Annotated in this window: 30 protein-coding genes and 2 riboswitches; of the genes, 14 read left to right on the top strand and 16 right to left on the bottom strand. The window is 36.8% G+C overall.

All coding sequences use genetic code 11. From position 1 onward, the window contains the following. Positions 1-264 precede the first annotated feature (264 nt). The 3 genes from KQI49_RS10095 to KQI49_RS10105 all read right to left on the bottom strand — a co-directional run bounded on the left by KQI49_RS10095 (position 265) and on the right by KQI49_RS10105 (position 1,499). A complete protein-coding gene (locus KQI49_RS10095) occupies positions 265-444 on the bottom strand; it encodes a hypothetical protein (protein ID WP_216488581.1) in 180 nt (59 codons plus the stop codon). Positions 445-586: 142 nt separating this feature from the next. Then, positions 587-769 carry a hypothetical protein gene (locus KQI49_RS10100; protein ID WP_216488802.1) on the bottom strand — a complete coding sequence of 61 codons (183 nt, stop codon included), beginning with the start codon at positions 767-769 and terminating at the stop codon, positions 587-589. Between the two features lie 37 nt (positions 770-806). Continuing rightward, a complete protein-coding gene (locus KQI49_RS10105) occupies positions 807-1,499 on the bottom strand; it encodes an NAD(P)H-dependent oxidoreductase (RefSeq protein ID WP_216488583.1) in 693 nt (230 codons plus the stop codon). Positions 1,500-1,708: 209 nt separating this feature from the next. Here KQI49_RS10105 and KQI49_RS10110 point away from each other — a divergent pair, with 209 nt between their 5' ends. The 3 genes from KQI49_RS10110 (at position 1,709) to htpX (ending at position 3,539) form a co-directional block, all read left to right on the top strand. Beyond that, positions 1,709-2,008 (top strand): DUF3219 family protein, encoded by a 300-nt coding sequence (locus tag KQI49_RS10110; protein WP_216488585.1) that lies wholly within the window; start codon positions 1,709-1,711, stop codon positions 2,006-2,008. Positions 2,009-2,087: 79 nt separating this feature from the next. Beyond that, on the top strand, positions 2,088-2,636 hold the full coding sequence (locus tag KQI49_RS10115; RefSeq protein ID WP_216488587.1) for a LemA family protein: 549 nt from the start codon (positions 2,088-2,090) through the stop codon (positions 2,634-2,636). A 12-nt stretch (positions 2,637-2,648) separates the two neighbouring features. Further along, entirely contained in the window at positions 2,649-3,539 is an 891-nt protein-coding gene (gene htpX / locus KQI49_RS10120; protein ID WP_216488590.1) for a zinc metalloprotease HtpX, read from the top strand. Positions 3,540-3,632: 93 nt separating this feature from the next. On the opposite strand, the gene KQI49_RS10125 is transcribed toward htpX, so the two are convergent. Both KQI49_RS10125 and KQI49_RS10130 read right to left on the bottom strand, forming a co-directional pair. Further along, positions 3,633-4,481 carry a cobyric acid synthase gene (locus tag KQI49_RS10125; protein ID WP_216488592.1) on the bottom strand — a complete coding sequence of 283 codons (849 nt, stop codon included), beginning with the start codon at positions 4,479-4,481 and terminating at the stop codon, positions 3,633-3,635. 27 nt (positions 4,482-4,508) lie between these two features. Next, a complete protein-coding gene (locus tag KQI49_RS10130) occupies positions 4,509-5,351 on the bottom strand; it encodes a glycerophosphodiester phosphodiesterase family protein (protein ID WP_371817550.1) in 843 nt (280 codons plus the stop codon). Positions 5,352-5,622: 271 nt separating this feature from the next. Here KQI49_RS10130 and KQI49_RS10135 point away from each other — a divergent pair, with 271 nt between their 5' ends. Genes KQI49_RS10135 through KQI49_RS10150 form a run of 4 tightly spaced genes read left to right on the top strand, consistent with a single transcriptional unit; the run spans position 5,623 to position 8,395 of the window. Further along, positions 5,623-6,003, top strand: a complete 381-nt coding sequence (locus tag KQI49_RS10135) for a GntR family transcriptional regulator (RefSeq protein WP_216488594.1) — start codon at positions 5,623-5,625, stop codon at positions 6,001-6,003. Between the two features lies 1 nt (position 6,004). Next, positions 6,005-6,889, top strand: a complete 885-nt coding sequence (locus KQI49_RS10140; protein WP_371817551.1) for an ATP-binding cassette domain-containing protein — start codon at positions 6,005-6,007, stop codon at positions 6,887-6,889. Continuing rightward, positions 6,876-7,619 (top strand): hypothetical protein, encoded by a 744-nt coding sequence (locus KQI49_RS10145; protein ID WP_216488598.1) that lies wholly within the window; start codon positions 6,876-6,878, stop codon positions 7,617-7,619. Before KQI49_RS10140 ends, KQI49_RS10145 begins: the two co-directional genes overlap by 14 nt. Further along, positions 7,616-8,395 carry a hypothetical protein gene (locus KQI49_RS10150; protein WP_216488600.1) on the top strand — a complete coding sequence of 260 codons (780 nt, stop codon included), beginning with the start codon at positions 7,616-7,618 and terminating at the stop codon, positions 8,393-8,395. Before KQI49_RS10145 ends, KQI49_RS10150 begins: the two co-directional genes overlap by 4 nt. A gap of 412 nt (positions 8,396-8,807) precedes the next feature. Here the strand turns inward: KQI49_RS10150 and KQI49_RS10155 are convergent, their stop codons facing one another. The 3 genes from KQI49_RS10155 to KQI49_RS10165 form a co-directional block, all read right to left on the bottom strand. Next, positions 8,808-9,404 (bottom strand): DNA-3-methyladenine glycosylase, encoded by a 597-nt coding sequence (locus KQI49_RS10155; protein WP_216488602.1) that lies wholly within the window; start codon positions 9,402-9,404, stop codon positions 8,808-8,810. Positions 9,405-9,428: 24 nt separating this feature from the next. Next, positions 9,429-10,181, bottom strand: coding sequence for a prepilin peptidase (locus KQI49_RS10160; RefSeq protein WP_216488604.1), 753 nt, complete (start codon positions 10,179-10,181; stop codon positions 9,429-9,431). 76 nt (positions 10,182-10,257) lie between these two features. Further along, complete coding sequence (locus KQI49_RS10165) at positions 10,258-10,800, bottom strand: histidine phosphatase family protein (RefSeq protein WP_371817552.1); 543 nt, start codon at positions 10,798-10,800, stop codon at positions 10,258-10,260. Positions 10,801-10,898: 98 nt separating this feature from the next. On the opposite strand from KQI49_RS10165, the gene mnmM reads away from it, so the two are divergent. Both mnmM and KQI49_RS10175 read left to right on the top strand, forming a co-directional pair. Then, positions 10,899-11,465: a tRNA 5-(aminomethyl)-2-thiouridylate-methyltransferase MnmM gene (gene mnmM, locus KQI49_RS10170; protein WP_216488606.1), complete on the top strand. Its 567-nt coding sequence runs from the start codon at positions 10,899-10,901 to the stop codon at positions 11,463-11,465. Between the two features lie 37 nt (positions 11,466-11,502). After that, a complete protein-coding gene (locus KQI49_RS10175) occupies positions 11,503-12,030 on the top strand; it encodes a gamma carbonic anhydrase (RefSeq protein WP_216488608.1) in 528 nt (175 codons plus the stop codon). Between the two features lie 237 nt (positions 12,031-12,267). Here the strand turns inward: KQI49_RS10175 and KQI49_RS18920 are convergent, their stop codons facing one another. Beyond that, positions 12,268-12,351, bottom strand: coding sequence for a putative holin-like toxin (locus KQI49_RS18920; protein ID WP_371817555.1), 84 nt, complete (start codon positions 12,349-12,351; stop codon positions 12,268-12,270). Between the two features lie 176 nt (positions 12,352-12,527). Here KQI49_RS18920 and KQI49_RS10180 point away from each other — a divergent pair, with 176 nt between their 5' ends. Next, positions 12,528-12,794 (top strand): YgjP-like metallopeptidase domain-containing protein, encoded by a 267-nt coding sequence (locus tag KQI49_RS10180; RefSeq protein WP_216488610.1) that lies wholly within the window; start codon positions 12,528-12,530, stop codon positions 12,792-12,794. A 431-nt stretch (positions 12,795-13,225) separates the two neighbouring features. Here the strand turns inward: KQI49_RS10180 and KQI49_RS10185 are convergent, their stop codons facing one another. The 6 genes from KQI49_RS10185 to metK form a co-directional block, all read right to left on the bottom strand. Then, the gene (locus KQI49_RS10185) at positions 13,226-13,522 is read right to left on the bottom strand and encodes a DUF4870 domain-containing protein (protein ID WP_216488611.1); all 297 of its coding nucleotides are present in this window, start codon (positions 13,520-13,522) and stop codon (positions 13,226-13,228) included. A 362-nt stretch (positions 13,523-13,884) separates the two neighbouring features. Then, positions 13,885-14,451: an NADPH-dependent FMN reductase gene (locus KQI49_RS10190; protein ID WP_216488613.1), complete on the bottom strand. Its 567-nt coding sequence runs from the start codon at positions 14,449-14,451 to the stop codon at positions 13,885-13,887. Between the two features lie 307 nt (positions 14,452-14,758). After that, positions 14,759-16,420 carry a peptide ABC transporter substrate-binding protein gene (locus KQI49_RS10195; RefSeq protein ID WP_216488615.1) on the bottom strand — a complete coding sequence of 554 codons (1,662 nt, stop codon included), beginning with the start codon at positions 16,418-16,420 and terminating at the stop codon, positions 14,759-14,761. Between the two features lie 253 nt (positions 16,421-16,673). Continuing rightward, a riboswitch (TPP riboswitch) is annotated at positions 16,674-16,775 on the bottom strand. 177 nt (positions 16,776-16,952) lie between these two features. Then, on the bottom strand, positions 16,953-17,861 hold the full coding sequence (locus KQI49_RS10200) for a DMT family transporter (RefSeq protein WP_216488617.1): 909 nt from the start codon (positions 17,859-17,861) through the stop codon (positions 16,953-16,955). Positions 17,862-17,902: 41 nt separating this feature from the next. Then, positions 17,903-18,256 carry a DUF2200 domain-containing protein gene (locus tag KQI49_RS10205; RefSeq protein WP_216488619.1) on the bottom strand — a complete coding sequence of 118 codons (354 nt, stop codon included), beginning with the start codon at positions 18,254-18,256 and terminating at the stop codon, positions 17,903-17,905. 448 nt (positions 18,257-18,704) lie between these two features. Further along, positions 18,705-19,901: a methionine adenosyltransferase gene (gene metK, locus KQI49_RS10210; protein ID WP_253286780.1), complete on the bottom strand. Its 1,197-nt coding sequence runs from the start codon at positions 19,899-19,901 to the stop codon at positions 18,705-18,707. A gap of 231 nt (positions 19,902-20,132) precedes the next feature. Further along, positions 20,133-20,241: riboswitch (SAM riboswitch) on the bottom strand. Positions 20,242-20,445: 204 nt separating this feature from the next. Between metK and pckA the strand changes: the two genes are divergently transcribed. From pckA to KQI49_RS10230, 4 genes are all read left to right on the top strand, one after another. Further along, on the top strand, positions 20,446-22,038 hold the full coding sequence (pckA, locus tag KQI49_RS10215) for a phosphoenolpyruvate carboxykinase (ATP) (RefSeq protein WP_216488621.1): 1,593 nt from the start codon (positions 20,446-20,448) through the stop codon (positions 22,036-22,038). A gap of 392 nt (positions 22,039-22,430) precedes the next feature. Beyond that, positions 22,431-23,423 carry an ABC transporter substrate-binding protein gene (locus tag KQI49_RS10220; RefSeq protein WP_216488623.1) on the top strand — a complete coding sequence of 331 codons (993 nt, stop codon included), beginning with the start codon at positions 22,431-22,433 and terminating at the stop codon, positions 23,421-23,423. Between the two features lie 12 nt (positions 23,424-23,435). Next, the gene (locus KQI49_RS10225) at positions 23,436-24,209 is read left to right on the top strand and encodes an ABC transporter ATP-binding protein (protein ID WP_216488625.1); all 774 of its coding nucleotides are present in this window, start codon (positions 23,436-23,438) and stop codon (positions 24,207-24,209) included. Positions 24,210-24,275: 66 nt separating this feature from the next. Continuing rightward, positions 24,276-25,082, top strand: a complete 807-nt coding sequence (locus tag KQI49_RS10230) for an ABC transporter permease (protein ID WP_216488627.1) — start codon at positions 24,276-24,278, stop codon at positions 25,080-25,082. 38 nt (positions 25,083-25,120) lie between these two features. On the opposite strand, the gene ytkD is transcribed toward KQI49_RS10230, so the two are convergent. Then, positions 25,121-25,603 (bottom strand): RNA deprotection pyrophosphohydrolase, encoded by a 483-nt coding sequence (ytkD, locus tag KQI49_RS10235; RefSeq protein ID WP_216488629.1) that lies wholly within the window; start codon positions 25,601-25,603, stop codon positions 25,121-25,123. Positions 25,604-25,608 lie beyond the last annotated feature (5 nt).

The raw sequence follows: 25,608 nt of genomic DNA on the forward strand, positions 1-25,608 counted from the left end.
ATTGCGAGCTTCTATTGGACATGAATGTACGGAAATAGGAAGCCAATGTCCAATTGCATGGTTCAATTGGATGAATGCACAATGTTCCCCCTCTTCAATCCATAAAAAGAGAAACTTTGACTTGAATCAAAGTTCCTCTTTTTTCTTATTTTCTTATTCGTATCAGTGTGTCTTTCACTTAGTTCGAACGATGCATCGTCCCTTTAACACTTAAAGTATTTTTATCCACATGTCAATCAATAGCTTCCTTATTTTGGTAAAACATTACTCTAATTTATTTGATTCTGATTTTATATTTTCTTGTTTTACCTGTTCAGTGTCTGTATTACTATACACATGCGTGTTACGTCCACCTGTCGTTTTAGCAATCCACTCTTTCGCTTCGTTATATGTTAGGCCAGATTCCCGGCTCTGTTGCAATATTTTTTGCTTATCGTTATCCATACCAGTATCACCTCCACATACATTATGATGTGTTATAATCTCGTTACAATGTATCGATAACTATATTTAAAACTTTATTGACCAATAAACGGGGAATAAAAAAAGAGCAATCCAGCTTATATCAGACTGCTCTTTCCATATATTAATCATACCAGTTTTTCGGGCTCCAAAGCGTTCCGTCAAGTTCCCCTTCCATTTGCCATATACGTTTATCCTGTTCAAGGATTACTGTTTGTGCTGCTTTAATGAGTGCTTTTTCATCAAAGCCGACTTGTTCAAACAGTTGTTCTAGTTCTTTAACCATCCATTCATTTCTTTCTTCCAACAAGGAACACCCCTTTATATATTAAACTGTCGTAGTATTAATACATCTCTTCGATAACTTTAGTAAGTTCATTAATATTCATTCGGTTTTCTTCAATAAGCTCGACAGCGTGATTGATAATATTTTCTCCTGCCTCATCTATGTCAGCGGATTTAAGAAGCCTCAGTTGATTGACAATCCATTTTTCTTTTGAGGCTAAACTATCATCATTTTTATTTGTCAACATTCGCTGGTACTCGATAAATAAATCCATCTTCTCTTCATCGGTCATATAGGCAAATTGGAAGACAGTTAATGGTTTTAAATAAACCATGCCTGTTTTATGAGCCATTGCTTGAAACGGTTTTGTTAATTCGGAAATTGTATATAACTCTCTACCACCAGCTTGGTACTCCCTTTCATGAACGCCTAGCATAAAAATAAGGCCGAATTCTTTTCCAGCTAACTCGCCCTGCGCACCACCATGAGCAAAGCCTTCCGTCAAAACCTCATCCTGCCACTGTTTAAGAAATGCGGGGGAACTGTACCAATAAAACGGGAATTGAAAGATAACTCGATCATTATCTTTTAAAAGTTGTTGTTCTCTTTCCACATCAATTTTCCCATCTGGATAGGCAGCTTCTAAGTGATTAACGGTGACCTGTTCAGTCTGGGGAACGGCACTTAGCAAAAATTGTTGACTACTTGATTCCAATATGGAAGGGTGGGAAATAATGAGTAAAGTTTTCATTTATCGATACACCTACAATCATTAATAAATTATGTATATTTATATCTTATCATAAGTCATATTGAGGTCTTTAGCCAAAAATTTAAACCTTTTATTAATATAAAGTTGGAGTGAATACAACCTTCCTTAGAAGTGAAATTATTAATAAAACGTTGTATAATGACTGGATAGAAAGATTGAATGTCTTTTAAAATTTAGGAGGAACTAACTTGATTGAACAAATAATATTGAATACTACGCCAATTGAAGTGGACAACTTTTCTCATACAACGATCCATGATAATAAATCTCATGATCTTCGTCGTGTGGTAACAGTTGACTTTAAAGTAACTAGCGAAGATTACCATAACATTACAACATTACTTTATAAAAATGACTTTGACATCATCATCCCAGGTAAAAACGTCGAATTCCAAGGTCAGATCCAGAATTACTACACTTCAATCACCAATCTTTATCACGAAGGACAAGTGGGTAATTTTCACCTTGAGCTAATTGAGTCCCAATAACTAATCGTTACCTGCATGAAACAATGGGATAAGAATATATTATGATATAAGATCAACTTTAATAGAAAGGATGAACGGTATGCTATCGACCATTATCATTATAGCTATTATTGCTATCATCGTGCTTTTCTTAATTTCGACCTACAATAGCCTTGTTAAATATCGCAATTGGGTAAAGGAATCTTGGAGTCAAATTGATGTTCAATTGAAACGACGTCATGATCTTATTCCCAACCTTGTTAATACGGTAAAAGGTTATGCTGCACATGAAAAGGAAACACTTGAAAAAGTTATTCAAGCACGTAACCAATTAGTCAGTGGGACGCCTCAAGAAAGAATTGAAGCGGACAACCAAATTCAAGGTGCTTTAAAATCTATTTTCGCTTTATCTGAATCGTATCCTGACCTTAAAGCGAACCAAAATTTCCTTAATCTTCAAGAAGAATTAACATCATCAGAAAATAAAGTAGCGTATTCACGCCAACTTTATAATAAAACTGTGGCAGACTATAATATTAAACGTGAATCATTTCCGACAAACATTATTGCTGGTATGTTTAATTTCGAGCATGAAGATCAACTAACTATTCCGGAAGAAGAACGAGAAGTACCAAATGTGGAGTTTTAACGGAGGACGCGAATGCTATATAAACAAGTTTTACAAAATAAACGAAAAACAATTATGCTTGTTACCTTATTCAGTATACTTGTTTTAGCAATTGGTTGGGGCATTGGCTATCTTTTTGGGAATGACCCATATACTGGCCTAATCATCACAATCATTATTTTAGCCATCTATTTACCAATGACCTATTTTACCGCTAGTTCACAAGTTCTAAGCATGGCTGGCGCACAGGAGATTTTGAAAGAAGATCACCCGCAACTTTTCGATATCGTAGAAGAATTATCCCTTGCTGCCAGAATACCTATGCCTAAAGTTTATATCGTTAACGACCCATCACCCAACGCATTTGCAACAGGAATTAAACCTAAAAAAGGTGCCGTCTCTGTGACAACAGGATTACTTGAGAAATTGAACCGCGAAGAATTAACAGGCGTTGTTGCACATGAAATAGGCCATATTCGCAATTATGATATCCGGCTGATGACTATTTGTATCGCACTCGTGGGAGTGGTTGCGATACTTGCAAATATGGGTTCGCGAATGATGCTATTTGGTGGAGGACGAAACAGGGGAGGTAATAATAAACAAAACCCTATTTTGATGATTGTCGCCTTATTACTTGTTATTCTTGCCCCTTTGGCCGCTCAATTTGTCCAACTAGCTGTTTCAAGAAATCGTGAATATTTAGCAGATGCAACAGCTGTCGAATTAACACGCAATCCGGTTGGGTTGATTAATGCCCTCAGAAAAATCAGTGGCGATTCGCATGACGTCAAGCGTGCTAATTCAACGACAGCATCCATGTATATTGATATGCCTTTGAAGAAAGAACGTAGGAAAAGAGCAAGTTTACTTTCCACCCATCCTCCGATTGAAAGTCGGATTGAGCGGCTGGAAAATATGTAAATATCGATTACGGAACGGTCACTCATTACTTTGATGAGTGACCTTTTTTATTCCTTTTAATAAATAATAACTGGCCCTCTACTAAAAATATCATTACCTTCCATCCCACTCACTAACCAAATGTTTGATCCGTGTCCAATCAATGTTCTCTTTTACAGATTGAGCGAGATGATCAATTTGCTCATCGCTTGGTAAGTAAGATTCATTAAGATGGGAAGCTTGATTATCTGTTGACAGAGAATCTTCATCTTCAATATCGTGCTCTATATAAGGTATGACACCTAATACAGGAAGACCTGTCCTTTCTTCAATTATTCGAACCGCGTCTTGAAATAAAGATGTCTTCCCTTTAAATTTATTGATAATTATTCCCGTGACTCGCTGTCTTTCCTCAGGATTCATCAATGCTAAAGTACCCTCGATACTTGCAAAAACACCACCACGATCGACGTCAGCAACAAGCAAGACTGGCACATCTGCTATCTTAGCTGTTTTCATATTTGCAACATCGCTGTCTTGCAGATTAAGTTCAACAGGACTACCTGCCCCTTCTATGACAAGTACTTCGTAGGTTTGTTTTAATTTTAATAAAGCTTCACGAATGGCCTCTAACCATTTTTCATGAAGTTCTTCATCACTTATACCGTCTAACTCACCCACGTTTTCCCCGAATAAAACAATATCTGAACGCGAATCCGAACCGATGGTCAGTAATATTGGGTTCATAAATCTTGATGGTTCGACTCCTGCTGCTTGAGCTTGGATAACCTGAGACGTGGCTACTTTTTTTCCGTTTTTTAAGATGCGATAATTATGAGTCATGTTTTGCGCCTTAAAGGGAGCAACAGCAAATCCTTCGTCATGAAATATTCGACAAAGTGCTGTGCCAAGTATGCTTTTACCAACATTTGATGACGTGCCTTGTAGCATGATTCCTTTCAAAATACCAACCTCCTATCTAAAACCAGCCTACTTTTCATTCAATAAATCTATTAAAATATCAGGTCGATCAGTCAAAATCCCATGCGCCCCAAGATCTATTAACTTCTCCATTGAATTCTCTTCATTAATCGTCCAGTAATGTATATCGACACCTGCTTTCTCTGCACCACGAATTAATTTTTTATCTTCCAAGTTAATTGGTCCCTCTTCTGTTGGGATTTGCAGAGCATCAACTTGAGGTCGGTAAAGTCCGTTTAAAAATAATTTATGGAAAATGACAAATTTAGTCACCTCCGCACGACTTCCGGCTATTAACGCTTGCCCACCAGAAACGTCTTCAACCAAATCGATAATCTCTTGATCAAATGAAACGATTAAAGCATCACCTTCCAATCCATAATGTTGAATCGTCTTCCACAGTTTTTCACTGATCGTCTGATATAACTCAGGGTCATTCGTCGTCTTAATTTCTATGTTCCAACGCATATCAGGTATATGCTCGAAAATTTCTTCTAAAGAGGGAATGATCACGCCTTGCTTTCGAAAACTATGGTTACCATTCAAATCCTGAAAGTTTGCTCCTGCATCCAAAGATTGAATTTCTTCCAATGTTAAATCATTCACTCGACCTTCGCCATCTGTTGTACGATCTACCGTGTCATCGTGGATTGCGACCAAATGACCGTCTTTTGTCATGTGAATATCAAATTCAATGACATCCGCCCCTATATCTTTCGCGTTTTGAAAAGCTTCTAACGTACTGGACGGTGCTAAATCTTTTCCACCTTGATGAGCGATAACTAAAGGACGTTCTGACGTGAAGAAATCATGTTCTCCTCTTTTTTCACGTGGAAACAGAAAAATAATCACCCAAATAATTAGTACAATTAGAATCGCCCAGCCCAGATATCGCCATTTAGAGCGTTTCTTCTGCCCGGCTCCTGCCTCTACTTTTTGATCGATAATTTTTTCTCCCCCTCCCTCACTTTACTTTGTGTTTTAAAACTATTATAGCAGGATAGCATTACTCCTGAAATATGAAAAGAAGCTTTCTGATTCACATTGACAAAAACCACCGCGGGTAATATACTAAGTTACACGACTAATGCACTGAATTACCTAAAAGGAGGTGCCCAACTTCATGCTTGATTTTGACAGCACCAAACCAATTTACATACAAATTTCTGAGTGGTTAGAAAATGAGATATTGAATGGACAATTCGAGGAAAATGACAAAGTCCACTCTCAATACTCACTTGCGGATATGTTTAATATCAATCCCGCTACTGCGGCGAAAGGATTGAATTTATTACATGACGATAAGGTTTTATACAACCGGCGTGGTCTGGGGAAGTTTGTTGCTGAAAATGCAAAACAAATTATTTTAGCAAAACGAAAAAGTGAAACACTTAAAGGTCTTATTCAAGATGTTGTCATTGAGGCACACCAATTAAAAGTAACGGAAGAAGAGTTAATTAAGATGATTCAATTATCATTTAGCGAGGAAAAGGGGGATGAATAATATGGTGATTGAAACGAATACATTAACAAAGTATTTTAACAAGGTGAAAGCTGTTAACGAAATATCCATTTCGATTCAGCCTAATACCATTACAGGAATTGTCGGGAGAAACGGTGCAGGTAAAACGACATTCTTGAAAATGATTGCGGGATTTCTAAAACAGTCAAGTGGAGATATTAACGTATTTTCAGAGCGACCCTTTAACAGTTTGATTGTAGCGAATAATTCCATTTTCGTGGATGATGAGATGCTTTTTCCAGATGTATTGACGCTTAGAGAAATTCTAGTTGAAGGAAATCGTTTTCACAAAAATTGGGATATGAATTTAGCTCACAAAATGTTGGATTACTTTTCATTTAATCCAGATGCCGTGCATGCTCAACTCTCCAAAGGAAAAAAGAGCACATTTAATATGTTATTCGGTCTTTCCACCAGATGCGCTTTAACGATATTTGATGAACCAACGACAGGTATGGATGCGGCTGTGCGTAAAGATTTTTATAGAGTCTTACTCAAAGATTACCTGGCATATCCAAGGACGTTTCTGATATCAAGTCATCACTTAGATGAGATGGAACATTTGCTTGAAGATGTCCTACTGATTGATAAAGGAAAATTACTCATTCATATGCCGATCGACGACTTACAAGAATACGCGGTCGGATTATCAGGTTCAGCACTAATTATGGAATGTGTCCTAAAGGATCAAGACGTCCTTTACCGAGAAACAATTAATAAAAATACTATTTTCGCGATTGTTAAGCGTGGAGCTGACGTTGAGAACCTCAAGCGAATGGGTATCCGCATAGCTCCTGTCAGTCCTTCTGATTTGAGTATCTATATGACTAAAGATTTTAAAGGAGGTATAGATGATGTCCTTAAATAAGGTGAATTATATGAGTCTGGTTAAAAAGCAATATCAATTTAAACTAAAAGCATACTTGAACGTCTTTAATTCACTTATTATTCTTCAATTGTTCAGCATCTTAATAGCATTTAATCCTACGATATCCCATGGAATGAGTGGTTATAGCTATCATGGTTCTCTTGATTCTTATACTGCTGATTTCAGCGTTGTCTTCACTCTTTTATGGGGATTTATCACTGCTTTTTTAATTACGACTAGAGCATATCGAGAAGATGATTATACGTTTGTGACAAACAATCAAACTCAAGTGTGGTCAAACAGTTTATTTCTATTAACAATAAGTTTTCTCAGTGGATTAACTGCCATGTTATCTGGATCTTTGTACCGCGTTATTTTTTACTTTGCTAAAGATACAAACGAGATTATTTGGCACCACGTGACTCTTACAGACTTTTTCATTGGTTTCATGGCAACATCAATGTATATCCTGCTTTTTTGCTCATTAGGTTATCTTGCCGGCACTCTTGTACAATTACATAAAGTATTTGTTTTCATACTTCCGGTGCTATTTATTGGCTTACTTATTATCAGTGGAAATGCAGGGAAAAATAACTTTCTCGTAAATTCATTCTTGTTCTATTTTCAGGAAGGCAATTTAATTTTATTTACATTAAAAATACTTGTGACGTCAGGGCTGCTCTTTAGTTTATCGATGCTTTTAATTAGAAACAAGGAGGTTAGGGTATGATTTCATTTGTCGTGGCTCAACTCATTTTCTTTTTAGGAATGATTGCCCTGTTTATCGTTTTATTGCGGTTTTTCAAATCAAAATTTATTAATCGGAAACGAAATCAATGGCTGTTAACTGGCTATCTAGTGATTCTCATAACGTCATTCACTATCTCATACATGCTTCCCATCAACGACAATAATTCAGCTCGTAGTGTGAGATTAATTAATGAAGATACGAAAATCCCTAATTTACACGTTGTTCCTCAAATGACAGGTTCCATTGAGATGGCGGAAGATTATTTAGTGAATGAATGGGAATTTGATTTTGAAGGAACGGAATTGAATATCGAGATGCTCGGTGAAGATATTATAAGTAATATTGCGATAGAAACAGCGAATTTAAATAACACCGTCGAAGTTGGCTTATATATGACTCCCCACATCATAGACAATATTGATTTGACAACAGGCCATATCCCAACTGCGAATGTTTCACTTGAAGATAGTAAACTAACATTTCAAGCATCTGCCCCTGTAGAGGTAAAAATTTCACAGGTTAATAAAGAATTTCCTATTCGTCAATTTAAAGATTCTAATTATCTTAGTAACCCTGATTGGGGAACTGGAACAGGTGTCTATGAAGAAAGCACAACCTATGCGGAAGACAACAAATATCTCGAACCTGTAGATAATCGCATATTCAGCACGGAATTACTATATATTAAAATACCAGCGGACGTTGATGTGAGTCCTAATGAAGAGTTAAATTTATTTTTTGTGGATGGAGACTAGAGGAGATGACCCTTGACCCTTTAGTCTTTTTTCAATATCTATTTAGATCAAGGAGATTTAATAGTGATTCGAGTAGGATGACAATTGAACTCCATCTGTGGGGAGTATTATCACGAAATGGGGATCCCCTCGTCTGATGAGACCAATTAGAAGTGATTTTTACGAAATTGTAGTCTTCATTTGGGTAATGAACGACAATTTAAAGAGACTTTTATGAAAATGTGGTCTTCATAGAGGTGATGAACGACAACCTCAAGAGACTTTCATGAAAATGTGGTTTTCATCGAGGTAATGAACGACATTTTAAAGAGACTTTCATGAAATTGCGGTCTTCATCGAGGTAATGAACGACATTTTAAAGAGACTTTCATGAATTGTGGTCTTCATCTTGCATATAAAGGAACGATATTTTTTATCTTGACACGTAAGGATTTCCTTTTACCCAAAATCGATAGGGATAGTCTCTCGCTTCCCCTGAATTATCTATACCGATACGAGTCCCGCGTACAATTTCTCCACTAGGCTTTCCTTTTGCAATAAACAAAGGAGGTTCAAAAAGTTTACGCCCATAATCTTCCATGGTAATTCCTAATGCTTTCGTTAATTTACCAGGGCCGCTCGTTAAATTCGTCATTTTATCTACAGGACGGCGCTTTTTCATCAACTCTATTCCAGCTAACGGCTCAACTGCCCGAATAAGAACAGCTTGGGGATTCCCCTCCTCCCCACTTACTATATTGACGAGGCGATGAGTATGCATTTGATATATATAAGCATGTCCAGGTGCCTGGAACATTATTTCGGTCCGTTTCGTGCGGCGCTTTTTATAGCTATGAGCAGCCTGGTCTCCCTCACCTAAATAAGCTTCTGTTTCAACGATAATACCCGATGCTGTTCCTTCATCAGTTTCTTTCACTAAAACCTGACCAAGCAAACTTTCTGCCAATTGAAGTGTTGATTGATCGTAGAATGATGGTTTTAATGGTTGAAATTCATAATTAGACTGCATTCTTTAATCCTCCTACTGATGTAATTAAAAAAGTGAAAAATAAGCCTCTATTAATTCATTCCCAAAAAAGTAACTTATTAAAGCAGCGATGATGATATAAGGCCCAAAAGGAATCGGTTGCTTATGGTTTATGCGACGAACTTTTATTAAAACCATCCCAATTATAGATCCTAATATCGACGCTAAAAATAGTGTAAACAACACGCCTTTCCATCCTAATACAAGGCCAAGAACACCGAAGAGTTTCATATCCCCGCCACCCATACCACCTTTACTAATGATAATAATGATGGCGAGTAAGGTAAATCCTAACACCGGTCCGGTAAGAGCGTCGTACCAAGGATTAAGCGGAGAAATAATTCGCATCACGAGGATAATGGGTAAGAAAAACAGGAGTATTTTATTAGGGATCAGCATGTAAATCATATCCGTTACAAAAATTATCATTAACATACTTATGAAGATGAAAGCAGTAATCAGCTCAAGGTCGAACCCCAATTCCAAGTAGCTATACACAAATAATAATGCTGTAAACAGCTCAATAAACGGATATATAAATGAAATTCTACTCTCGCAACCGCGACATTTTCCTTTTTGAAATAGGAAGGAAAAAATTGGAATAAGTTCATACCAACGCAATTGACGTTGGCAAGTTGGACAGTAAGATCGATTATGGCTAAAAGGGATATTTTTAGGTAAACGTAACGCCACGACATTAAAAAACGAACCTAAAACACTGCCGAAAATAAAAAATATTACAACCCAATATGTTTGCATATATGGCCTCCCTTAAATTAAGTGATAAAACTTTTCATCTGGTAAAAAGTCTATAAACACAGAATACTAATTTTCTCTAATCATTTTCCATCCAAATTCTTTCAATTGTCCCCCCATCATTATCCGAAATAACATAGACATCAGGATTACTGAGATGCTTCCATTCGTTAAAACCGAATTCAGAATCGTAGTGATGCAACAATAGACTCATAATATTTCCATGAGTTACAAGGAGTACGTTGTCACATCCAGCATTGACGCTTTCTTTAACAACTGTGACAATACGATCCATTGCCTGTAAACCCGATTCTCCACCTTCATATGTAATCGTTAAATCTTCAAATGTTTTCTCAAGTTTTTCTAACCAATCCGGTAAATTCTTAGTGCTAAGCACTCTCTCCATCAAACGGGCGTCTTCCTCAATATCAACATTTACCTGCTTTGAAAACGGCTCTATTGATTGGATAGCTCTTTCATAAGGACTGGATAAAATTCGTTCAACCTTATAATCTGATAAAAAGTCTGCCAATTGAATAGCCTGTACCTTCCCATTTGTCGTCAATGGAGCATTAGCTACCTGGCCCTCTGCCTCACAATGTCTTACAATGTATATTTTCACAACTAAACTGCCTCCTATTATTGCTTTATATTTTTTAATCAAAGTCTATCATGATAAACTAGTATTAAATAGGAAAAAATGAGGAGTTACAAACATCTATGCTTAAAAGTATTTTAAATTATGCGCATTATTTAATCCAGCAATCTGTCGCAAAAGGAGAAACCGTCATCGATGCTACTTGCGGTAATGGAAATGATACACTATTTTTAAGTCGGCTTGTTGAAGATGAAGGGCATGTCCTTGCTTTTGATATTCAGGAAAAAGCCATCGATAATACGAAAGAAAAACTAAGTGAAGAATTACGTCATAATGTAACAGTAATCCAAGACAGCCATGAAAACATTCCAAAATATGTTGACCCTAAGTTAACAGGGCATATTGGAGCAGCTATTTTCAACTTAGGCTATTTACCAAAAAGTAATAAAAAAATCATTACTCACCCAGAATCCACTATAGCAGCACTTCATGAAATTTTAAAAATTTTAAAGAAGAATGGACTCGTTGTTCTCGTTATTTATCACGGGCATGAAGGTGGAAAAGATGAAAAGAATGCTGTTCTTGATTATGTTATAAATTTAGACCAGAAGAGTTATAAAGTACTACGTTACGGGTTTATTAATCAAAAGAATGATCCACCATTCATCCTAGCTGTCCAAAAAAAGTAATGTAAGATGTGGTTGAACGTTTTGAAGGAGGATTATCATGATTCATCATTATAAAGACATTTATCCGTCGATTCATGACACTGCTTTTATAGCAGAAAATGCCACAGTTGTTGGTGATGTGGAGATAGATGAGGAGTCGAGTGTATGGTTTAATACGGTGATTCGTGGGGACGTGGCGCCGACTCGGATTGGCAAACGAGTGAGTGTCCAGGATTTATCCATGATTCACCAAAGCCCCAATCAACCAGCTATTATTGAAGATGACGTGACGATTGGGCATCAAGTAACAATCCATTCAGGCATTATTCGCAAAAATGCGCTAATCGGCATGGGCTCACTTATCTTGGACGGAGCTGAAATTGGCGAATATGCATTTATAGGAGCAGGCAGTCTTGTCCCTCCTGGTAAAAAAATACCACCCCATTCCCTAGCTTTAGGGCGACCAGCCAAAGTAGTTAGAGAACTAACAGAAGAAGATTATGCCGATATGACGCGGATTATCAAGTCATACATTGAAAAAGGACAATATTATTTACATCATACGGATCTTGGTTTTAAAAAATAAGCTGATCAAATTAAGAATCGGTGGTTGCTAATTCTGAAATCCGACTTTGGAAAATATTAATGTTTAAATTATACGACAAATGAGGTATAATATAAATAGAAGTTCATACGATATAAAAGACCATCCCATGCGACAACATGGAACGGTCAATTGTGTAATAGCCCTTCAAAGGGGCGACTCACATTAAAGGTCTAAAAATAACTACCCTAAATGCTTGTCAAGGCTTATATAGGGTGGTTATTTTTTGTTTGTAAATGACAGCATCGCTACAATGAGACTCCCAAAAGAAATCATGAGAATCAAACTTTGGAAAACCGTCATTTCGATCACCCCCTTTCTACTAAAAGGGGTGAGCCACCACTATGAAAGCCTTATTACACTGACAATAGTATAGCATAATAACTTGCTATATTGTTCTATACAAAGCGACATGTTATTTTATTTAGCAGCAGATAATTGTATAATAGTTTATACCAAATTAGAAAGTAGGCTATATAATGCATAGCATTGATTATGGCACAGAAAAAATTCACTACAATGTTCATCGGCAGAATCGGCAAGATGTGAAAATTTCGGTTGACCTTGTTGATGGTGTTGTCGTTTATGTATCAGAAGATGTGACAGATGATAAACTAAGCGAGCTTGTCTCAGGTAAAGCAAGATGGATTAGTGAGAAGTTAGCTGATTTACAAGAGGTACAAACGAATGTTCAACCGAAAGAATTTGTTAGCGGTGAAAAGCTCCCCTATTTAGGACGCTCTTAACGTTTGAAACTTCATCGCGCTAAAATTGATAAAGCAACCATTGGTATGAAACAAGGAAAATTCATTGCCACAGTGCCTGACACTTGGCCACAGAAAAGAGCTTCAACGTTATAGCAAAATCTCCAGCAGACTTTTTGGATTTTACAGGTCACTACCTGGAATATGATTTAAGAGCAAATCCAGGGACGGTAAAGCAGGTACACTACCTCGAATATGGTTTAGAAGCAAATCCAGGGAGGATAAAGCAGTTACCTACCTGGAATATGATTTAGGAGCAAATCCGGAGAGGATAATGCAGGTATACTAGTTGGAATGGGTGCGGAGCAATTTAGAGGACTTTTTCAGTGGTCTCCGCCTGTCCCCGTGTCCAAAAGTGAATTACATATCCCGAACCTTCGTCTATCTTTATATGCTCAAAAAGTAACGATCTATTAATTCTCTATTAACACCTTTATGCCTTTTACGAAATTTAAAATAAAGTAGTAAATTGCGATTAGAAAACAAATACCAATGGTGATTAGAATTACCGTTTGATTGCCTAAATTCAAAGCCAAGACTGCTAAACCAATAAAAACAGCCAGGTATGGTGCTAAGTGTATCCACAATGACTTTCCGGCATGACTTCTCACATTTCCTGAGGCAAAAATATATACAATGATTGGAAATAAAAATGGTGCAAAAAAAACACTAAAATAACATAAAGAGGACAAAACCTTGTCTGCCTTCATATGATTCATCCTTTCGTGACATTAGTTTAAAATAGTTACTTTTAAAGATTTCTTATCTGATTCTTATCCGACAGTCATCATTTGCTACTTCTTCATCGATAGTTGATACTGTAATTTTCCACATTCTACGATTGATAATCCCATTATAAGAATGAAATGTGGAATCTTCTATCGATTTCCCTTACGATTTTCACATTTAACCTTACAATTTTGTCATGTTCGAAATAGCGTCCAATATATTTCGAAATTTTTTAGCAAAATAAAATCGGGATACAAATCATAAGCGATTTTTATCCCGATTTAAATTATTATTCTTTCCTTGTAACTAACCCCGTCACTCAGAAAGAGGTCTATTTTTATTCTTAAGCTTTCACTGTATTTCTTGTATTATCATAGAAAGCTATGAAGTTCTTAACAACTGAATCCAAGAAATCGATTGTTGCTTGGTCGATCAATTCACCTGCTTCGTTTATCTTTTCATGAACCGAGCCAATGTAAACTTCATTCCCTGGTAATAACGTAGGTGCTAATGCTGGATTAGATAGGATTTCTCTCAAGTGCATCTGGGCACGGATACTTCCAAATACGCCGATAGATGAGCCCACGATGAACCCAGGTTTATTTTGAAGTGTGTAATCACCGCCACGCGATAACCAATCAATCGCATTCTTCAACGCTCCTGGAATTGAGAAGTTATATTCTGGAACCGCAAATAATACGGCATCCGAGTCTTTTATATTATCTTTAAACTTTCTCACGTTTGCAGGTGGAGTATTTTCAATATCTATTGAGAACATTTCCAAGTCATTAACGAAAACCGGTGAAATATCCAATTGATCCGCATAACGATTTTTCATATATTGAATTAGTTTCAAATTGTGTGAAGTAGAACTAGTACTACCTATAATTGCTTTAACCCTAATTGCCATTATATCAATCTCCTATAAAAATGGTGTGTAATTTTAATTTTGTTACTTATATAGTTTGTTCTATTTTAAAAATAAATTCAACAGTTTTGCTTAAAGAGAACCGTAAATAGATTATTTTGTTATCGAACCTTCCCCGCAGTCATAACACCTTAGAAGAGGAAGGAAAATAAAGGAATATTATTTAAGTATCGTTTATAAACGTTCAACAGTCACATATAATAATATCTTTAATTTATAATAGAAAATCTGAGCAGCCCGGTAATAACAATCCGGGAGGCTCAGGTTTCTTTGTAGAAACACATTAACTTTACGCTTCTACGTCAATCCATTTATAGTTATCAGCACTTACCTTGTAAGTAATAAAATTCTTAATTTTGTCTTTCTCAAGATACGCTGTACCATTTTGTGAAATCGGAATTAATACTGCATTATCTTCAATTAAAATTCTTTCTGCTTCCAATAATGAATCCCAACGCTCCTTTGGTTTTCCTGCTAGAGATGATTTGGATTTTAATACCAATTCATCATACTTATCGTTGGAAAACCCGGTATGGTTACCCGGACTATCCGTGATGAATAGATTAAGATACGTCATTGGATCCTGATAATCACCACCCCATCCTGTTAAAATGAGATCAAAATTTTGAGTAACATTTGCTTCTACACTTTGTTTGGGTGGGACATTCTTAACGATAATTGTCAGTCCTGGAAGAGCGCTTTCCCACTGATTCTTTAGATTTTCAGCAAGAACTTTAGTTGAGCTAGAATCTGATGTGGTCAGTTCTAATTCCAATTCATTTATATCTAATTCCTTTAAGCCTTTTTCCCATTTATCTCTCGCTTCACCTTCATCGTAATACGTAAGATCACCGTTTTCGCTACGAAAATCTTCATCTGTATCCGGATTATTTGCCAAGCCTTCAGCAACTGTTGCATAAAGGGGAGTTGATCCGTTATTTAATAAATGATCAACAATCGCATCACGATCAAGTGCCATGTTTAATGCTTGCCGGATGTTCAAGTTAGCAAGTTCTGTCTCTTCGTCATCTTTTCCTTGATTCATTTTAAGAAATCGCACACCACCCGTCAAGTAGGTATGATACTCGTCATCTGTTTGATATTCATCCACAAAATCACCAGATAACACAACACGGTCAAGCTGATCATTCTCATAAAGATCAATGGCGGTTTGTGTATCTTTCACCACATTCACCTGAATCCGGTCTACGTTGACAGACTCTTTATCCCAGTACTGATCATTCTTTTCATAAGTCCACGTATCCCCTGTTCCATTCCAATCAGTTAAAATGAACGGACCATTATACAAAGCATGATCACTGTCAAGGGCGTAGTCTTTACCTTGTTCCTCAACATATTCCTTCGGCTGCGGGAAAAAGACAGCGGTTGTCAATAAGTCTTTAAAATAAGGAACTGGAGCCTCTAAGGTCACTTCTAAGGTTTTATCGTCAAGGGCATTTACACCTAACTCGTCTGACGGTTTGTCTCCAACTAAAATATCAGTAGCACCTTCAACAATTTCTTCAAATTGTGGCCCATAAGCTGCAGTCGTTTCCGGATCAACAGCTTTTTTCCAAGAATATTCAAAATCATGTGCAGTTACAGAGGATCCGTCTGACCAAGTAACATCATCGCGCAAAGTAAAAGTATAAACTCGTCCATCATCACTCACATCTGGTTCACTGGCAGCCATCGCCAATTGAGGTTCGCCATCTTTATCCAGACGATACAACCCTTCAAACACTTGATTAATAACATTAAAACTAAAATCATTATCCGCCAAAGTGGGATCAAGGCTTGGAATCTCTCCAGGAGCACTTAAATGAACGACCTTCTCTTCTTGTTCGTCTGTCTCTTCAGACGATATATCTTGTTCTTCACTCTTGCCACATGCACCTAGTACTAGTGTAAATACTATTAAAATTAATAAAAAACTTCGTATGTATTTCATTTTAGTCTCCTTTTTTCGAAGCACAGAAACTTCTGAACGCTTCTTTTAAAAAACTATTAATCTATTTCGATCTCATATTCATCCTACTTTAGATAATCTATCTAGGAGCAAACTTTCACCAGATAAAGAGCTGCAGACGCTATATTCGTGTAGTGATGATTTGTCACAACTCCCCCCTTTGTCATAAACTGCACAAAAATACTGCATCCATAGGAATGCAGTTTATTCTGACACAATTATAAACTTGATTGGTCAGACCATTACCACACTTCCTCACGCTGGCATTATCCAGTTCGAGTCCTAAGGGTCAGGCACTTAGCCTTCTCAGCTTTTAAAAGCTCCCCGAGTGCGAATCGATTATCCAAATTTTCATTTTACACTCATTAAATAAAAAGTCAATTTATTCCTATATAGACTAATTAATCTTAATACTTCAACTACATTTATTTCAAGAAAGTGTGTTTACATTTTGCGAGGTGTTAAGATATCAATTATTTACGTCAATTACTGTTGTTCAGTACCTGTAACCTCACTATTCAACCATTTGATATTCTCCCTCACTCCTAATACTTTTAGGTGCCCTCAATAAAACGCCAATCCCTAACATCAAGAGAAAGATTCCGAACCAAGAAGTGATTGTTAAGTGTTCACCTAATAAGAAGACCCCGAGTAGTGCTGCGGTTAACGGTTCTGCTAACGTCAAGGTAACTGCAGTTGATGACGTAACATAAACAAGTCCTTTAGAAAACAGATAATAAGCTATTCCTGTTGCCATTATGCCAAGTTGAAGGCTCACACTTAAACCCCGAACACTCATAATCCAGGACATGTCAAAAATAAATAAAAATGGAGATAAACAAATGGCACTAAGTATAAAAACAACAGCTACGACGGATAATGATGAATGTTCCTCAACTAAAGATCGACTAACAAGCGTATAACTAGCAAATGATAACCCAGCACCAAGGGCTAGGACAATTCCAAAAGGATCTATCACGATGGACTCTTGATTACTAAAGAGAATAAGACAACCTAATATGGCTAATCCAGTAGAGAACCACCAAACTTTAGGTGGACGAGTCTTTAAATAGATCCATTCTGTTAGTCCTGAGAAGATGGGTGCACTCCCAATCGCCACTACTGTGCCTATGGCCACCCCCGTAATCGAAACGGCTGAAAAAAATAAAGGTTGATAGAAAGCCATACATAAAGAGGCCATAAACGTTGTTTTAATCGGCCAATTTTGGAAATTAAGTTTACCCCTAGCTATAACAATCGATAACAAAAATAAACCACCCACTGCTAAACGAGTAGCTCCTATCGCTATAGGATGAGCAGTATCTGGTGCAAGAGCTTGAGCAGTGCCTGTTGTACCCCAAAAAACTGCAGCAAGTAACACTAAAAAAGGAGGCCATTTCCCCTTTATTTTACACACCTCCATAACATTAACAATTTTATAAACCTATGGATAATAGGAATAGGTTATAATTTCCGTAGTATTTTCTCCATCTTTTTTCCCTTTGCCAACTCATCGATCAATTTATCCAAATAACGAATTTCTTGCATCGTTGGTTCTTCGATGTCTTCTACTCGAACGCCGCAAATTACTCCTTCGATTAAAGTTCGTGCTGGATTCAATTGTGGAGCTTCAGCAAAGAAGGTCTCGAAATCTGTCTGCTTTTTTAGCTGTAGTTCTAACTCCTCCTGGGCATAACCCGTTAACCAGCGAATGATGTCATCGACTTCTGTTTTCGTGTGTCCTTTTTTCTTTGCTTTATTAATATAATTCGGATAAACACTTGCAAAACTCATGGTATAGATTTTATGTTTAGTCATAAGAAATTCTCCTTTACACCCTTTAGTTTATCACAAACATTTGTTTGCTTTACAATTATTTCACTTTTCCGCTTATTTAATCGAGCGATTATGAACCTATCTTAACAGTTTTCCAAGGCTTCAATTCAATTAGATAACATTCTTTTTAAAAACTGTTCAATACACAAAAGGCGTATTTCATGCCCCGTCACTATAATGTGAGCAAGAAAAACGTCCTTATAATTAACTAAATCTGATCTTGCAGCTCCGTTCGCTCTGGGACGTTATCCCTTGTCGTTCGATGAGGATAGTGATTAATTTCTGCCTCAAATAATTTGTGTGCTATCATTAAAGTATTTCAAGACTATGATAATAATATAATAGTTCTAAAACATACAAATTAAAAAGCTTGTACAGAAAGAAGGCTTTTTCTATACAAGCAAATTATACAAACGTAATGTTTGCTGTTTTAAATTGTCAACGCTTTTAATTCGTCTATCTTGTCCGTTTTCTCCCATGGAAATAAAATATCTTTACGGCCAAAATGACCATAAGCTGCAGTTGCCTTAAAAATTGGTTTTTGCAAGTCCAACATACGGATGATTCCTGCTGGACGAAGATCAAAAATCTTACGAACCGCTTCCACCAATAGTTCCTCACTTACTTTTCCAGTGCCGAATGTATTAATGGATATAGATACAGGTTCCGCAACCCCGATAGCATAAGCGATTTGGACTTCACAGGTGCTAGCAAGTTTAGCAGCAACAATATTTTTAGCGACGTACCGAGCAGCATAAGCAGCTGAACGATCAACCTTTGTCGCATCTTTTCCACTAAAGGCTCCCCCGCCATGCCGGGCGTAGCCGCCGTATGTGTCAACGATTATTTTTCTTCCTGTTAGCCCTGCGTCACCTTGTGGCCCACCAATTACAAATCGCCCTGTTGGATTAATATAATACTTTGTTTTATCGTCAAGAAGATGGCTTGGAACAACCGGATTAATCACATGTTCGATAATATCTTCTTCGATTTGTTCGGTATCTATGTCTTGACGATGTTGTGTGGAGATCACCAATGTATCGACTCGTATCGGCTGATCGCTTTCATCATACTCGATCGTTACTTGCGTTTTCCCGTCCGGACGCAAATAATCTAGAATATTTTCTTTTCTCACGTCAGCTAGACGCTTGGCCAATTGATGGGCAAGTGATATAGCTAAGGGCATCAATTCTTCGGTTTCATTATTAGCAAAGCCAAAAACTAACCCTTGATCCCCTGCCCCTATAGCAGCAATATCTTCTTCATTCATTTGCCCTTCACGTACTTCTAGAGCTTTATCTACACCTTCAGCGATATCTGGTGACTGCTCGTCTATCGCCGTTAAAACCGCACACGTTTCAGCATCAAAACCATATTTAGCCCGTGTATAACCAATTTCACTAATTGTTTCCCTAACTATTGATGGAATGTCTACATATGTAGTGGTGCTTATTTCACCTGAAACTAGCACAAGTCCAGTCGTCACCGTTGTTTCACAAGCAACACGTGCATTTGAGTCTTTTTGTAAAATTTCATCTAAAATAGCATCAGATATTTGATCACTTATTTTATCTGGATGCCCTTCTGTTACAGATTCAGAAGTAAATAAACGTCGATTAATAGCCATTTTGGCTAAAGCCTCCCTTAAGCAATGATACGGAAACCTATCTTTATCAGATTGAGTATATAAGGAAAGGGGCTGCTAAATAATCCCTGATTTCATACTAAACAACCTACAGTTTTATATAGTCACCTATATATTTTTCCCTTATAATATAAGTATATATTCATATTTCATCGTTTTTTAAATTAAAAAATCCCTTCCTACAATTATGAGGAAAGGAATGATGACCTTTCACTCTTATTGCTCAAGGAAAAAATTCCTTGCATCAGGTGAGCACCTTTTCACACGTTGTGAGGTTGCTGGGCTTCATAGGGGCTGTCCCTCCACCGACTCTGAATAAGAGAAGAGTATCCGTTCATTGGTAATGCTAAATGAAAACACAGGTCATTGTCAACTTTTTTCCTTTTCACATATGGATTAACATTAATAAATTTTTATCATTAAATAGTATGGACTATTAATTTATATGTGTTATACTAATAACCAGATTATTAAATGATGGAAAGCGCTCTTTCCAATTAAAAATTTTCATAAAGGCGGTATCAATATGAAAGCAGTCAAAAGTTCTTCATTGATCAATGATTTAATGGTACAGGATCACTTACAATATAATTTATCTGTACCTCAATTAGTGGAGAAAATCCTGTCAAGAAATGAAGGCATCCTAACAGATTCAGGTGCAGTAAGAGCAACAACCGGTGCTTACACTGGACGTTCTCCCAACGATAAATTTATTGTTAAAGATGAGGTTAGTAATCATATCGTAAATTGGGGAACAGTTAACAGAGCAATTGAGGAAGATATTTTTAATAAATTATTAGGTAAGGTCATTGATCATTTAAAAGAAGTAAATGAAATATTCACTCTAAATGGTTATGCTGGTGCTGATAAAAAATATCGCTTACCTATACAAATTATCAATGAATATGCTTGGCATAATTTATTTGCAAAACAATTATTCGTTCGACCAACTTCTGAAGAACTAAAGTCACATGAACCTGAATTTACAATTATATCTGCACCATCGTTTAAAGCCGATCCAGCGATTGACGGAACGAACTCTGAAGCTTTTGTACTCATATCTTTTAAACAAAAAGTGGTTCTTATCGGTGGAACAGAATATGCAGGAGAAATCAAAAAATCTGTATTCTCCATTATGAATCTTTTATTACCGCGTGAAAATATTTTATCAATGCATTGTTCCGCCAATGTCGGTACAGAAGGTGACGTTGCTTTATTTTTCGGACTATCCGGTACAGGTAAAACCACATTATCCGCAGACCCCTATCGTTATTTAATTGGTGACGATGAGCATGGTTGGAGTCCGAATGGCGTCTTCAATATCGAAGGCGGGTGTTATGCAAAATGTATTAATCTATCAAAAGAAAAAGAACCTGAAATTTACAATGCGATTCATTTTGGATCAGTGCTTGAAAATGTAACTGTTAATGACAAAACACGAATACCTGATTATGATAACACATCCTTAACAGAAAACACACGTGCTGCCTATCCATTAGAAAATCTTGATAATATAGTTTCACCAAGTGTTGCCGGCCACCCAAATGCCATTATCTTTTTAACAGCAGACGCATCCGGAACATTACCTCCTATTAGTAAATTAACAAAAGAGCAAGCAATGTACCACTTTTTAAGCGGATATACGAGTAAATTAGCTGGAACTGAGCGTGGTATAACTGAACCTGAAGCAACTTTTTCGACTTGCTTTGGTGCACCTTTTCTACCACTTGCGCCGTCCACTTATGCAGAAATGCTAGGAGAAAAAATAGAGCAGCATGACGCGAAAGTTTTTTTAGTTAATACAGGTTGGACAGGTGGAGCGTATGGAGTCGGCCATCGTATGAAACTTTCCTATACTCGTGCCATGGTCCATGCTGCACTTGAGGGTGAACTTAATTCTGTAGAAACCATCACAGATGAAGTTTTTGGTTTGAAGATTCCTTTACATGTTCCTGGGGTTCCTGATGACGTTCTCATACCACGAAACACATGGACTGATAAAGCAGCTTATGATCAAGCAGCTCAAAAACTCGCAACACAGTTCTACGAAAATTTCACACAATTTTCTTATGCAAGCGAAGATATTAAAAAAGCAGGTCCAGTCTATAGGCCTGAATAAATCTCGACCTCATCCCAAGAGGGTTTTTATATAACTCACCAAAAGGTGAACAATACTTTCAAACACCAATCTTATTATATAAGGTTGGTGTTTTTTATCATGTTCGATGCAAGTGTCATACTGAATATAACTGCAACTATTAATATTCATTGCAATGTTACCATCAACACAAATATGGGACATCTTTTCAAGGGCTCACACACCAAAGTTGGTCTTCATTACATATGCACACTCACCCTTTCACAAATCTACAACTCACCCTCGATAAGTAGCGACCCTTCCAATTTATCAAACAAAAAACATTTTCATAATATAGGCATTCACACATTTTTTCTCTTAGCATAAAATGTGATGAAACAGGATTCACAGGAAAGTGAAAGGAGCGATTGTACTTGAGGCTTTTTAAATATATAACACTATTATGTTTAACAGCCCTTATTTTATCTGCATGCGGTGCAGGTGAGGAAAGTAAAACGTCCATTAAACTAGCAGAAGTGACTCGTTCCGTATTTTACGCCCCTCAATATGTAGCATTAGAGCAAGGATTCTTTAAGGAGGAAGGTCTCGATGTTGAATTACAAACAACTTGGGGTGGAGATAAAACAATGACTACCCTTCTGTCTGATGGAGCAGATGTCGCCTTAGTAGGAGCAGAAACATCAATGTATGTGTATGGTCAGGAATCAAAAGATTATGCTGTGAACTTTGCTCAACTAACTCAAACTGATGGGACATTTTTAGTTTCTAAAGAACCACAACCTGATTTTGAATGGGATGACTTAAAAGACAGTACATTTCTTGGCCAACGTAAGGGTGGAATGCCGCAAATGGTCGGAGAGTATGTCATTAAGCAACACGGGATCGACCCACATAATGAACTAAATCTATTACAAAATGTTGATTTTGCTAATATTCCTGGAGCTTTCGCCTCAGGTGACTCAGATTATGTCCAATTATTTGAACCCACGGCAAGTGTGTTTGAAAAAGAAGGAAAAGGTCATGTTATTGCTTCATTTGGTGAAGAGTCTGGCCAGGTTCCCTACACTGTATTCATGGCTAAATCCAGTTTTATTGAAGAAGATGAAGAAGCAATTAAAAAATTCACTCGTGCCATCTATAAAGCACAACAATGGGTTGAGGAACATTCTGGTGAAGAGATTGCAGAAGTTATTGAACCATATTTTGAAGACACAGACTTAGGTATCTTAGCAACATCCATGGAGCGTTATAAAGGGCAGAATTCGTTTGCAACAAATCCAATTCTAAGTGAAGAAGGTTGGAATCACTTGCAAGAAATGATGGATGAAGCCGGTGAACTCCCGGATGATGTACCTTATGAAGAGTTAGTCAACACAAATATTGCTGATGACGTGATGAATGAATAAGGAGGCTAAACCATGTCATATCTCACATTAAACAATGTATCACACCATTACTTTACTAAAAAAGGGTATACAAAAGCATTAAGTGATGTATCCTTTTCGGTGGAAGAGGGCGAATTTATTTCTGTAATTGGCCCAAGTGGTTGCGGGAAGTCAACAATATTATCGCTAGTTGCCGGTATTTTAAAAAATACAGCAGGCGAAATTCTTTTTAAACAAAAGCCGATTAACCAATCAGGACTAGAAATTGGCTACATGCTACAGCAAGATTATTTGTTTCCTTGGAAAAATATAATGGAAAATATGTTAATTGGTCCAAAAGTAAAAAAAGGAAATTTAAATGAAGCCAAAGAAACTGCCCTAGCCCTTTTAGATGAAGTTGGTTTAAAAGACGAAGCCGATTCTTACCCTGATTCATTATCTGGCGGCATGAGGCAAAGAGTTGCTTTAGCAAGAACACTTATGACCGACCCTAATATATTATTATTCGATGAGCCATTTTCTGCACTAGATTATCAAACTAAGTTAAGGTTAGAAAATTCCGTTGCCGATCTACTAAAAAAGCATCATAAAACAGCCATTCTCGTTACACATGACATCGGTGAAGCCATTTCTATGAGTGATCGCATTTTACTTATGGGCCAAAATCCAGGAACCATTGTAAAAAAATTTGAAGTTCCCATTGAGATACGCAATGAGATTCCTTTTAAAGTCAGACGACATCATAAATATCAGAGTCTATTTGATAACATTTGGGAAGAATTAAATAAAAATGAAGCCGTCTCTTAACATTCAATTTATAAATATAGAGACCCAGCTTATAGGTATGTTTTTAATTAAAGGAGTTGAATAACTATGTCCCACTCTCATGATCAACACCTTTACGACAATTATCTCAGTCGAGTGAGGCGAGAAAAGAAAATTGTTCTCACTTGGCAAATTGTGCTTTTAATTGGTTTCTTTGTTCTGTGGGAAGTTGCCAGCCGACTGTTTTGGATTGATCCACTCATATTTAGTTCACCGTCACAAATAATCAATCTACTCATAGATCGTTTTTCACAAGGAAGTATGCTTAATCACGTACAAGTGACTCTTTTTGAAACCATTGTTGGCTTTTTATTAGGTACAATTTTTGGGATTATCTTTGCATCAACATTGTGGTTCTCCAATCGATTATCAAATGTTATGGACCCATATCTGGTTATTATGAACGCCATGCCAAAAGTTGCACTAGGGCCAATTATTATTGTCGCTTTAGGACCAGGTTATATTTCCATTATTACCATGGGAGCAATCATCTCAGTAATCATCACTACCATCGTCGTCTATTCGGCTTTTATAGAAGTCGACCCAAACTACGAAAAAGTCTTAAAAAGTTTCGGAGCTTCGAAATGGCAATGTTTTAAAGAAGCTGTATTCCCCGCTACTTTACCAGTTATGATTTCTACGTTAAAAGTAAATGTTGGTTTGTCATGGGTTGGAGTCATTGTTGGAGAATTTTTAGTTTCAAAAGAAGGACTTGGATACTTGATTGTTTACGGATTCCAAGTATTTGACTTTACACTTGTATTAGCAAGTCTTGTTTTAATCGCCATTTTTGCAGCTATTATGTATAAAGTGGTTGAAAAGGTTGAAAGTTGGTTAATAAAGCATGCAACTTAAATTAATAAATAAGAGGGATCGTTCGAGGTCGATCCCTTTTATTTATGAGCAAGTATTTTGTTATTTTCAATATATGTCATACTATGCGTTAACACATCGTCTTTCATAATAAAACTATAATGATGTTCACTTTTAACATGAGCTGGAATTTCACTAACTAATACCGGTCCATTAGTTTCGTAATATGTTGGTTGGTTCATTAGCTTGCTGATAGTAGCAAAGTACACATTTTTAATAATCGTATCTTTTGCACCTTCAACAAGATATTGTGCAATATACGTTATGTGTTCTACAATACCACCTGTTTCCTCTTTAACTTCTCGAATGGCAGCTTGTTCTGCTGTTTCTCCTTTTTCAACTTTTCCACCAGGAAATTCATAACCTCGGCTTTTATGATGGGTTAAAAGCCATTCTCCTTCAAATCGGCAAATAACCAATATATGTTTCGGCGCCTTTGAAAAAGGGTGATCTGTAAATGAGAGTTTAACATTGTTATTATAGTAATCTGTAAAGTTATACATCGTCC

This window comes from Virgibacillus sp. MSJ-26 (genome assembly GCF_018918075.1).
In the GTDB taxonomy this organism is placed as follows: Bacteria; Bacillota; Bacilli; order Bacillales; family Amphibacillaceae; genus MSJ-26.